10 protein-coding genes are annotated in these 9,467 nt (G+C 66.2%); 6 read left to right on the forward strand and 4 right to left on the reverse strand.

Annotation, left to right across the window (positions count from 1 at the left end; genetic code table 11):
* The first annotated feature begins 217 nt into the window (after positions 1-217).
* Complete coding sequence (locus tag ACNR9O_RS02060; protein ID WP_473683390.1) at positions 218-550, forward strand: SMR family transporter; 333 nt, start codon at positions 218-220, stop codon at positions 548-550.
* 97 nt (positions 551-647) lie between these two features.
* The gene (locus ACNR9O_RS02065; RefSeq protein ID WP_473683388.1) at positions 648-1,349 is read left to right on the forward strand and encodes a DUF1963 domain-containing protein; all 702 of its coding nucleotides are present in this window, start codon (positions 648-650) and stop codon (positions 1,347-1,349) included.
* Between the two features lie 9 nt (positions 1,350-1,358).
* Here ACNR9O_RS02065 and ACNR9O_RS02070 read toward each other — a convergent pair whose 3' ends face one another.
* Positions 1,359-1,580: a hypothetical protein gene (locus tag ACNR9O_RS02070; protein WP_473683386.1), complete on the reverse strand. Its 222-nt coding sequence runs from the start codon at positions 1,578-1,580 to the stop codon at positions 1,359-1,361.
* A 58-nt stretch (positions 1,581-1,638) separates the two neighbouring features.
* Complete coding sequence (locus ACNR9O_RS02075; RefSeq protein ID WP_473683384.1) at positions 1,639-2,631, reverse strand: alpha/beta fold hydrolase; 993 nt, start codon at positions 2,629-2,631, stop codon at positions 1,639-1,641.
* A 162-nt stretch (positions 2,632-2,793) separates the two neighbouring features.
* On the opposite strand from ACNR9O_RS02075, the gene ACNR9O_RS02080 reads away from it, so the two are divergent.
* Positions 2,794-3,594 (forward strand): helix-turn-helix domain-containing protein, encoded by an 801-nt coding sequence (locus ACNR9O_RS02080; RefSeq protein WP_473683382.1) that lies wholly within the window; start codon positions 2,794-2,796, stop codon positions 3,592-3,594.
* Between the two features lie 6 nt (positions 3,595-3,600).
* Here ACNR9O_RS02080 and ACNR9O_RS02085 read toward each other — a convergent pair whose 3' ends face one another.
* Both ACNR9O_RS02085 and ACNR9O_RS02090 read right to left on the reverse strand, forming a co-directional pair.
* Positions 3,601-4,032: a universal stress protein gene (locus tag ACNR9O_RS02085; protein ID WP_473683380.1), complete on the reverse strand. Its 432-nt coding sequence runs from the start codon at positions 4,030-4,032 to the stop codon at positions 3,601-3,603.
* 205 nt (positions 4,033-4,237) lie between these two features.
* The gene (locus ACNR9O_RS02090) at positions 4,238-6,289 is read right to left on the reverse strand and encodes a M13 family metallopeptidase (protein ID WP_473683378.1); all 2,052 of its coding nucleotides are present in this window, start codon (positions 6,287-6,289) and stop codon (positions 4,238-4,240) included.
* 251 nt (positions 6,290-6,540) lie between these two features.
* On the opposite strand from ACNR9O_RS02090, the gene ACNR9O_RS02095 reads away from it, so the two are divergent.
* The 3 genes from ACNR9O_RS02095 to ACNR9O_RS02105 all read left to right on the forward strand — a co-directional run bounded on the left by ACNR9O_RS02095 (position 6,541) and on the right by ACNR9O_RS02105 (position 9,464).
* Entirely contained in the window at positions 6,541-7,686 is a 1,146-nt protein-coding gene (locus ACNR9O_RS02095) for an alpha/beta fold hydrolase (RefSeq protein WP_473683376.1), read from the forward strand.
* A gap of 35 nt (positions 7,687-7,721) precedes the next feature.
* Complete coding sequence (locus ACNR9O_RS02100) at positions 7,722-8,324, forward strand: TetR/AcrR family transcriptional regulator (RefSeq protein WP_473683374.1); 603 nt, start codon at positions 7,722-7,724, stop codon at positions 8,322-8,324.
* Positions 8,325-8,429: 105 nt separating this feature from the next.
* Positions 8,430-9,464, forward strand: a complete 1,035-nt coding sequence (locus ACNR9O_RS02105; RefSeq protein WP_473683372.1) for an NADP-dependent oxidoreductase — start codon at positions 8,430-8,432, stop codon at positions 9,462-9,464.
* Positions 9,465-9,467 lie beyond the last annotated feature (3 nt).

The following is a 9,467-nucleotide window of genomic DNA, read 5'->3' on the forward strand; positions in this document are numbered from 1 at the left end:
GGTCGGTCGCTGCGCCGACAATTCTGTTGTCCCGTGGTCGCATGCCGGCGGAATGACCGGATGCGACCGAGGAAGGCGGGTGACTTCCAACGACGTAAAGTCAGTTGAATCAGCGCGAGATTTCTCACGTGGCTTGCCCACAGACATCGGGTTGCATGCAAGACCATCGAGTGCGCTAGCGTAGCCCTTTCAACGCTGTCGGCGGAGCCCGGATGCCATGAAGAACTGGCTGTTTCTAGCGATCGCGATCTGCGCGGAGGTGGTGGCGACCACTGCGTTGAAGTCGAGCGACGGCTTCACTCGTCTCGGCGCTTCGGCGCTGACGATCGCGGGCTATGGCGTCGCCTTTTTCTTTCTTTCGCTCACACTGCGCGCCATTCCGGTCGGCGTGGCCTATGCGATCTGGTCGGGCGTGGGCATCGTGCTGGTATCGCTGATCGCGTGGCTGGCTTACGGACAGAAGCTGGATTTGCCGGCGATGATCGGCATGGGCTTGATCATGGCGGGCGCAGTGGTGATCAATGTGTTCTCCAGAGCAATGGCGCATTGATCTGCGCCGGCAGGCAGGCGCGTGAGGGCGACGCGGCGGATCGCCGCTATGCCAAACACTCCTGTTGATCGAATGTCAGGGCAAGGAAGTAGCGTTCATGGTTGACGAACACAAAAGATCCATTACGCCGGAAGCGGCGCAGACGCTGGAGAAACTGCGGGCTATGTTGCGACCCGCGTCAGTGGCCGAAGTCGGTGGCTTCCGTCCGCCGGAGAATCCGTTGACGTCGTGGTTTCTTCGCGGCGTGGGCCTGCCGGGAGAGGCGCTGCCCGTATGGCGCGGGGAGCCCATGTTTCCGCTGCTGCAGATACGCGTGGACGAGTTGCCGTTCGTTCCCCCGTCACTCGAAGGTATCGCACTGCTGGTGCTATTCCATAACACGCGCGAACTCCCGTTCGATCTGCCGCACGGCGAGGGATGGCTGATTCGGGAGTATCCGAGCCTCGATGGGCTGGTGCCCTTGCCGCAGGTGGACGTCCCCTATCGGCCTTTTCCCGTGCGCTGGCATGAAGCCGGCGACGACGCGCCCGGTTGGGAGGATGCGTGGGAATTGCTGGATATGTCGCCAGTCAACGAGGACGAGGCGGCGTGCGACGTGTTCTTTCGCGACTTTCCCCGTCACCGGCATACCAAGGTCGGCGGCTTCCCGACCGATATCCAGCATGCGGTGGGCATCGAGGATTTTGTGTTCCAGGTCGACTCGGAGGAAAAGGTGCGCTGGATGTGGGCCGACAACGGCGTCGGCTATTTCCATCGTTCGAGCGAAGGCGTGTGGCGGTTTTCCTGCCAGTTCTACTAGCTTGCCAGTTCAAGCCTCAGGCGGCGTCACGCCGCACGCTTCCAGCATTTCGGTAATCCGCGCGCTCACCCAATCGAAATCCTCCGGACCCGCCGCGGCCAGCGGCGGGTCGGTGAGGGTGGCGAAGGCAGACCAGAACTCATCGCGGTCACCGGTTTCTCGCAGCAGATGCGGGACCTTCTGCGCAATGGCGTCGAGCATGCTCTGGAGCTGGTCGCGGGGCGTGGTCATGGGCGCAGGCTACGCTCCGGATTGCTACGGCGGCGTGTAGAACCGCTGCCCGTGCCGGTCAGGAGACACTCCAGAGTTTCCTGGCTTCCTCCGCGATCACGTCCGGAAACTCCTCCGGGAAAAACAGATTCGCCCCTTCGATCTTCCGCACACCCTTCGAGTTACCGAGCGTCTTGTCCAGATACCCCGGATCGCTGGCGGCGAAAATCTTGTCGCCGGTGCCCCAGAGGATCCGCGTGGGGATCGTGCTCTTCTTCAGCAGCGGCTCGACGCCGGCCAGCGGGTTGGGCGTCAGGCCGAGCGCGTAGGCATCGGCGAGCGCCTTGCGCGCCGGCGTGGCGATGATCGGCTGGAGATACATGTCGAAGGTCTCGTCGGCCATGCGTTCGGGGTAGGTGAACGTGGCGCCGCCGAGGCCCTTGGGTGAGCGGGCGAAGATCTTGTCGGCCACGTTGGGGGCCAGCCATTCGTCGGCGAAGCGGCCGCGGCGGGCGGCTTCGATCACCGGCAGCACGGCGGGCGGCGGACTGTCCGGTTCCACGTCGCAGTTGGTCAGCAGCACGCTGCGTACGCGGTCCGGGTGCGTGGTCATGAAGAGCTGCGCGACGGCGCCGCCGCTGTCGTTGGCGACGATGTCCACGGTGTCGATGCCGAGCTGGTCGAGCAGCGTGTCGAGCATGCGCACCTGATCGGCCGGTGCCACGCCCTGACCTTGCGCCGGGCGGGTGTAACCCAGCCCCATCGAGTCGGGCGCCACGCAGCGGCGGTACGGCGAGAGGCGGTCGATGGCGCCGCGCCACTGGTAGCCATTGAGCGGAAAGCCATGCAGGAACAGCGCGGCCGGGCCGCTGCCGCGTTCGACGTAGGCGATCTCGCCGAAGCGGTTGCTGGCGAAGCGCCGCGCCGCGTTGAAGGCGGCAACGCTGTCGAGTTTGCCGCGGTCGCTCGCCGTGGCGGCGAGAACCTTTTGCGCGGCGCGGGGCGCGCAGGCGGCCAGTGCGCCGACGGCCAGGGTGCCGGCGGTCAGGCCGAGGAACTGTCTGCGATGCATGGCGGTGCTCTCCGGATGCGGTGGCGATGAGGAAGTCGATGGGTGGCGATCATTCGCCGCGGACGGCATGGCGGCAATGACCTGGGAGGTCATGGTTTCGGCGCGGGTGCCGCCGTATGCTCGGCCTCCGTGAACCGAGCCCACGCCCCGCTGCCGAACACCATGCCCGCCTCCGCCGTAGGCGGCCTGCTGCGCGAATGGCGCGCGGCGCGCCGTCTGAGCCAGCTGGACCTGGCGCTGGAGGCCGGCATCTCAGCCCGTCACTTGAGCTGTGTCGAAACCGGCAAAGCACAGGCGAGCCGCGAACTGCTGGCGCGTCTGGCCGACACGCTGGGCATGCCGCTGCGCGAGCGCAACGGCCTGCTGGTGGCGGCGGGCTTCGCGCCGCGCTACCCGGAGAGCGCCCTGGCCACGCCGGCGATGGCGCGCATCCGTGGCGCCATCGATGCGATCCTGCAGCAGCAGGAGCCGTATCCGGCCTTCCTGCTCAACCGCCACTGGGATGTGCTCGCCGCCAACCGCGCCGCCGCGCGGGTGAGCGACTATGTGATGCACGGCAAGCCGAGCCGGCACACCAACATGCTGCGCCAGATGTTCGACCCGGACGACTTCCGCCAGGCGGTGGTCAACTGGGAGGAGATCGCCGAAAGCATCGTGCGCCACCTGCACAACGAAGTGGCCGCAGCGCCCTCGGATAGCAAGGCGCGCGAACTGCTGGACGAAGTGCTCGGCTACCCGGGTGTTCCGGCCAGCTGGCGCACGCGCGACCTCGCGAGCGCGCCATCGCCGCTGATGACGACGGTGCTGCAGGGCGACGGCGAACAGCTCAATTTCTTCTCCACCATCACCACTTTCGGCACGCCGCGCGACGTGACGCTCGACGAACTGCACATCGAGTGCTGCTTTCCGATGGACGAGGTCACCACGGCGCGCTGCCGCCAGCTCGCGGCGCACTATCCCTAGTCGTTTTCAGTGGCAGACCAGCACCGGCACGTCGCAGCACAGGATCACCTTGTGCGTGACGTTGCCGAGCATCAGCCGCTCGATGCCATTGTGGATGTGCGCGTCCATCACGATCAGGTCGCAATGGTGCTTGCTGGCGGCACCGGCGATGGCGGCGTAGGGGCGGTTGTCGAAGACGTATTCCGCATCGCAGGGCACGCCGGCCGCCTGCGCTTTCTCACGCACTTCGTCGAGGCAGTGTTCCGCACGCTCCACCGAGCGCCGCTTGCAGGTGTCGCCCTGGACGACATCGGCGATGAAGCTGACCGCCGGCAGCGGCGGCAGCACATGCAAGGCGTGCACGCGCGCATGCATTTGCGCAGCGAGACGGATGCCCGTATCGATGGCATGCGAAGCGGCGTCCGTACCGTCGGTAGGAATGAGGATATGGGTGTACATGGTGTCCCCCTTCTGGCGAGCCCGTCCTGCCGGCTGGCGTCAGGGGCGGTCGGCGGCGAGGCGGGCCACGATTTCTCTATCCGCCGATTGGGCGTGAGTTGCAAGAAGGCCATTGGTGGGATGGGCCTTTCTCTTCCGCATGTCATAGCCAAAAAGAAAGCCGCGCCCTTGCGGGCACGGCTTTGCGGACGGACAACCGCAGGTCTTACCAGATCTTCACGCGCTGCTTCGGATCCAGGTAGAGCTTCTCTCCCTGCTTCACCTTGAACGCGTCGTACCACTCGTCCAGGTTACGCACCGTCTGCGCGCGGTACGGCCCCGGCGAATGGACATCGCCGATCAGCCGCGCGCGCAGGGCGGCATCGCGAGTCTTGCTGCGCCAGGACTGCGCGAAGGCGAGGAAGAAGCGCTGGTCGCCGCTGAGGCCGTCGATCACGGGCGCCGGCTTGCCGCCGAGGGACTTCACATAGGCGGCATGCGCGATGGCTAGGCCGGCGACGTCGGCGATGTTCTCGCCCAGGGTCTGCTGGCCGTTGATGTGCTGGCCCGGCAGCGGTTCATAGGCGTTGTACTGCTCGACCAGTTTCTGGCCGGCGGCCTTGAAGTGGGCCTGGTCTTCCGGCGTCCACCAGTTGGCGAGGCGGCCCTCGGCGTCGAATTCGGCACCGGTATTGTCGAAGCTGTGGCTGATCTCGTGGCCGATCACCGAGCCGATCGAACCGTAGTTGGCGGCATCGTCGGCCTTGGGATCGAAGAACGGCGCTTCCAGGATGGCGGCCGGGAAGTTCAGCGCATTCTGCAGGGGCAGATTCACTGCGTTGACGGTCTGCGGCGTCATCCACCATTCGCCCTTGTCGACCGGCTGGCCGAGCTTGGCGAGCTGATGCTTGTACTCGTACGCCTCGGCGCGCAGATGGTTGCCGACCGGATCGTCGGCGCGCACCTCGAGCGGACCGTAGTCGCGCCAAGTTTCCGGATAGCCCACGCCGACCTTGAGCGTGGCGATCTTGGCCTTGGCCTTCTGCTTGGTCGCCGCGCTCATCCAGTCCAGCGTATCGACGTGGTCGTTGAAGGCGGCCTTGATGTTGTCGACCATCTGCGCCACTTGCGCCTTGGACGAGGCGGGAAAGTAGCGCTGCACATAGATCTGGCCGACCGCGTCGCCCAGTCCGTCGTTGGTGGCGACGATCGCGCGCTTCCAGCGGTCGCGCTGCTTGGGCGTGCCGTTGAGGGTGTGGCCGTAGAACTCGAACTGCGCGTCGGCGTAGGCCTTGGGCAGCAGGTCGGCGCTGTGATTGAGGGTGTGGAAGGTCATCCAGTCCTTCCAGGTGTCGAGGGACTCGCTGCCGACCAGCGCCGAGATCTGGCGGATGGCTTCGGGCTGCCACACGATCACCTGTTTCTGGCCGGACAGGCCGGCGGCGGCGAAGTAGGCGTTCCAGTCCAGGCCGGGCGCCTTCTTGGCGAAGTCGGCCATGGCCCAGGGGTTGTTCGCCTTATGCACGTCTTCGCTCTCGACCAGGCTTTCCTGCGCCTTGGCGATCTTGGTTTCCAGCGCGAGGATGGCCTTGGCTTTCTCGTCCGCGTTCTTGTCGCCGCTGAGCTTGAGCAGGCTGGCGATATAGGCCTGATACTTCTCGCGGTAGCCCTTCATCTGGGCATCGTCGGCGAGGTAGTAGTCGCGGTTAGGCATCCCGAGGCCGCCCTGCAGCAGGTAGGGCACGTTATGCGAGGGATCTTCCAGGCCCTGCGTGACGAACAGGCCGAACAGATGCTCGGTGCTCCAGTTCGTAGCGTTGATCGGGTCGACGTCGGCGCGCAGCGTGCCGCCGAGCGCGCTGGAGAGGGCGGCCTTGTCCTTGATCGCGTCGATCTTCGCCAATTCAGGCTTGAGCGGATTCAGGCCGTTCTTCTCGATCGCGGCCTCGTTCATGAAGGCCGCGTAGTAATCGGCGATCTTGCGTTCGTTGCTGCCGGCCTTGGGGTTGTTCTTGCCGACGTCGCGGATCAGTTCGGCGGTGCGCTGCTCGGCCTTCTCGAACACCTTGAGGAAGATGCCGGTGCTGGAGCGGTCGGCGGGAATCTGTGCCGTCTTCGCCCAGGTGCCGTTGGCGTAGCCGTTGAAGTCGTCGCCCGGCTTCACCGCGTGGTCGATGCCGGCGAGGTCCACGCCCGCGTCGGTAGCAGCGGGGGCGGCATGCAGGCTGCCGCAGGCGGCCGCGATGGCGGCGGCGAGGATCCAGCGTTTGGACGTCATGGTGAGACTCCTGGCGAAAAGGTGGCTCACGATACCGCCGGGCCGGCGTGGCAGGGGCATGACCTATGGGCTAGCGGGTCGGTCACCGGATTCGACTCCGGACACCCGTGCGGCCGTCCGCGGACAGCACGCGCCGGCGACGCACTACGGCTTGGCGAGCGGATAGCTGCGCCGTAGCGCGGTTGGCGGCGCATGGCACGCCGCTTGCTCGCAAGGTTGATCCGCCGCGCACCATCACCCGAGGATCGTCCATGCGTTTTCCAGGATTGCCGTTCGCTGCCGCGCTCGCGTTGTGCGCCGCCTTTGCGCCCTTGCACGCGGACGAGCCGCCCGGTCCGTCGAACCGCGCCGAGGCGATCAAGATCGTCGCTGACATGCGCCGCATCGTGACCCCCGAAGGCATCGAGCGTCACGAGAAGGTGCGTATCGGCGGCATCGACCAGTGGGTGAGCATTCGCGGCACGGACCTGCGCCATCCGATCCTGTTGATGATCCATGGCGGGCCCGGCTGGGTGGCGATGCCGACCAGCTGGTATTTCCAGCGTGGCTGGGAGGAGTACTTCACCGTGGTGCAGTGGGACCAGCGTGGTGCGGGCAGCACCTACGCCGCCAACGATCCGGTGGCGGTGGCGCCGACCATGACGCCGGAACGGATGATCGCCGACGCCGAGGAAATGGTGGCCTGGCTGCGCAAGACCTACGGCCGCGACAAGATCTTTGTGCTCGGGCACTCGTGGGGTTCGTATCTCGGCCTGGAAGTCGCGCGGCGGCATCCTGGCTGGCTGTATGCCTACATCGGCATTGGCCAGGCTACCGACATGCCGGCGAGCGAACGCGAAGGCTGGCGCTTCGCCATGGACGAAGCGCGCAAGGCCGGCGATGCGCAAGCCGTCAAGGAGCTGCAATCCATCGCGCCCTACGCCGAAGGCGATCATCCGGTGCCGTTGAAGGACCTGATGGTTCAGCGCAAATGGCTCAATCGTTATGGCGGCATGGTGTATGGCCGCACCGGTGGCGACGCCGAAGGCGCGGCGATGGCGCTGTCGCCCGAATACACCGACCGCGACTTGAGCGCGGTGGGCGAAGCCAGCGGGTACTCGCTCGACAAGTTGCTGAGCAAGGTGCTGACGCTCGACCTGAGCAGGATCGACCGGCTCGACTGCCCGCTGATCCTGCTGGAGGGGCGACACGACCATAACGTTTCTTCGCACCTGGCGGCGGTGTGGTTCAAGAAAGTGCATGCACCGTCGAAGCGGCTGGTGTGGTTCGAGCATTCGGCCCACGAGGTCATGAACGAGGAACCGGGGAAGACGCTGGTGGCGCTGGTGCAGTACGCGCTGCCGCTGGCGGAGCAGGGCGCCGACGGCGCGGCAAAGCAGGCCTCCGTGGAGCACTAGACGACTGGTCTAATGGTCGCTAGAGTGCGCGTCCCATGACCGCCTCCGCTCCAACGACCGACGTCCGCCGGCACATCCTCGAGGTGGCCCGCCCGCTATTGCTGCGCAAGGGTTTTACCGCGGTGGGGCTGGCCGAGGTGCTGGCGGCGGCGCGGGTGCCGAAGGGGTCGTTCTATCACTACTTCGGCTCCAAGGAAGCGTTCGGCGAGGCCATGCTGGACGGCTATTTCACTGACTATCTGGCGCGCATCGACATCCTGTTCGCTCAGCCCGGCAGTGCGGCGCAGCGTTTGCTGGCCTTCTTCGACGACTGGCTGGATTCGCAGACCGGCGACGAAGCGCAGCGCCGCTGCCTGGCGGTGAAGCTGGGCGCCGAGGTGTCCGATCTCTCCGAGAGCATGCGCACGGCACTGGATCGCGGCACACGCGCAGTGATGGCGAAGCTGGCGCATTGCATCGAGGAAGGCCACGCCGATGGTTCGCTCGCGGCGCTGCCGGATGCGCAGCTGGCGGCGGCGATGCTTTACCAGAGCTGGTTCGGCGCAAGCCTGCTGGCCAAGATCGCGCGCGACCGCGCACCGCTGGATACGGCGATGGCCGGCACGCGGCAATTGCTCGGCCTGCACGAAGAAGCCTGAGGCGGGATATGCGAAGGCATGCCCGCTTTTTTTGCACCCTGTTACTAGACGACTGGTCTAGCCTCCGCGCCCCGGCGCTTCCCGCTTCCCTCATGGAGTGAACCCATGCCCCAGAACGACACCGTCAACCGCCGCATCGTGCTCGCGGCGCATCCCAAGGGCGCGCCGACGCCGCAGGACCTTCGTCTCGAGGAAGCGCCAGTGCCGGTCCCCGGCGAAGGGCAGGTGCTGCTGCGCACGCTGTATCTCTCGCTCGATCCGTACATGCGCAACCTGATGGATGTGGTCGGTCCGAGCTACGCGGAAGCGGTGAAGCTGGGCGCGCCGATGGCCGGCGGTACGGTAAGCCGCGTCGCGACGTCGAAGCATCCGGGCTTCAAGGTGGGCGACCTGGTGCTGAGCAATGCCGGCTGGCAGGACTACGCCTTGTCGGACGGCAAGGACCTGATGCCGCTCGGCGAGATGCCGCATCCGTCGCTCGCGCTCGGCGGCCTGGGCATGCCGGCGTTCACCGCGCATGTCGGCCTGCTGGACATCGGCCAGCCCAAGCCGGGCGAGACGGTCGTGGTGGCCGCTGCCACCGGCGCCGTCGGCGCGGTGGTGGGGCAGATCGCCAAGTTGAAGGGCGCGCGCGTGGTGGGCATCGCCGGCGGCGCGGACAAATGCCGCTATGCGGTGGACGAGCTGGGCTTCGACGTGTGCCTGGATCGTCGCGATCCGGATCTGGCGAAGCGCCTGGCCGAGGCCTGCCCCGGCGGTATCGACGTCTATTTCGAGAATGTCGGCGGCGAGGTGTTTGACGCGGTGCTGCCGCTGCTCAACAACCATGCGCGCGTGCCGGTGTGCGGCATCATCGCTCACTACAACGACAAGTCCCTGCCGCCGGGCCCGAACCGCCTGCCGCAGGCGATGTCCACCGTGCTGCAGAAGCGCGTGCGCATGGAAGGCTTCATCATTCTCGACCATTACGGCGAGCGCTTCGAGCGATTCCGCCGCGAGATGGGCGAGTGGATCGCGGCAGGGAAGGTGAAGCTGCGCGAGGATGTGGTCGATGGGCTGGAGAGCGCGCCGCAGGCTTTCATCGGGCTGCTCGAGGGGAAGAATTTCGGGAAGGTGGTAGTGCGCGTCGCCGACGCGTGATCG

Source organism: Dyella sp. CR10 (genome assembly GCF_055814425.1).

Excerpts from the sequence above, each read along its gene's own strand:
- ACNR9O_RS02065 (WP_473683388.1), top strand. The coding sequence starts at position 648 with ATGGTTGACGAACACAAAAGATCCATTACGCCGGAAGCGGCGCAGACG.
- ACNR9O_RS02060 (WP_473683390.1), top strand. The coding sequence starts at position 218 with ATGAAGAACTGGCTGTTTCTAGCGATCGCGATCTGCGCGGAGGTGGTG.
- ACNR9O_RS02100 (WP_473683374.1), top strand. The coding sequence starts at position 7,722 with ATGACCGCCTCCGCTCCAACGACCGACGTCCGCCGGCACATCCTCGAG.
- ACNR9O_RS02080 (WP_473683382.1), top strand. The coding sequence starts at position 2,794 with ATGCCCGCCTCCGCCGTAGGCGGCCTGCTGCGCGAATGGCGCGCGGCG.
- ACNR9O_RS02070 (WP_473683386.1), bottom strand. The coding sequence starts at position 1,580 with ATGACCACGCCCCGCGACCAGCTCCAGAGCATGCTCGACGCCATTGCG.
- ACNR9O_RS02090 (WP_473683378.1), bottom strand. The coding sequence starts at position 6,289 with ATGACGTCCAAACGCTGGATCCTCGCCGCCGCCATCGCGGCCGCCTGC.
- ACNR9O_RS02085 (WP_473683380.1), bottom strand. The coding sequence starts at position 4,032 with ATGTACACCCATATCCTCATTCCTACCGACGGTACGGACGCCGCTTCG.
- ACNR9O_RS02095 (WP_473683376.1), top strand. The coding sequence starts at position 6,541 with ATGCGTTTTCCAGGATTGCCGTTCGCTGCCGCGCTCGCGTTGTGCGCC.
- ACNR9O_RS02105 (WP_473683372.1), top strand. The coding sequence starts at position 8,430 with ATGCCCCAGAACGACACCGTCAACCGCCGCATCGTGCTCGCGGCGCAT.
- ACNR9O_RS02075 (WP_473683384.1), bottom strand. The coding sequence starts at position 2,631 with ATGCATCGCAGACAGTTCCTCGGCCTGACCGCCGGCACCCTGGCCGTC.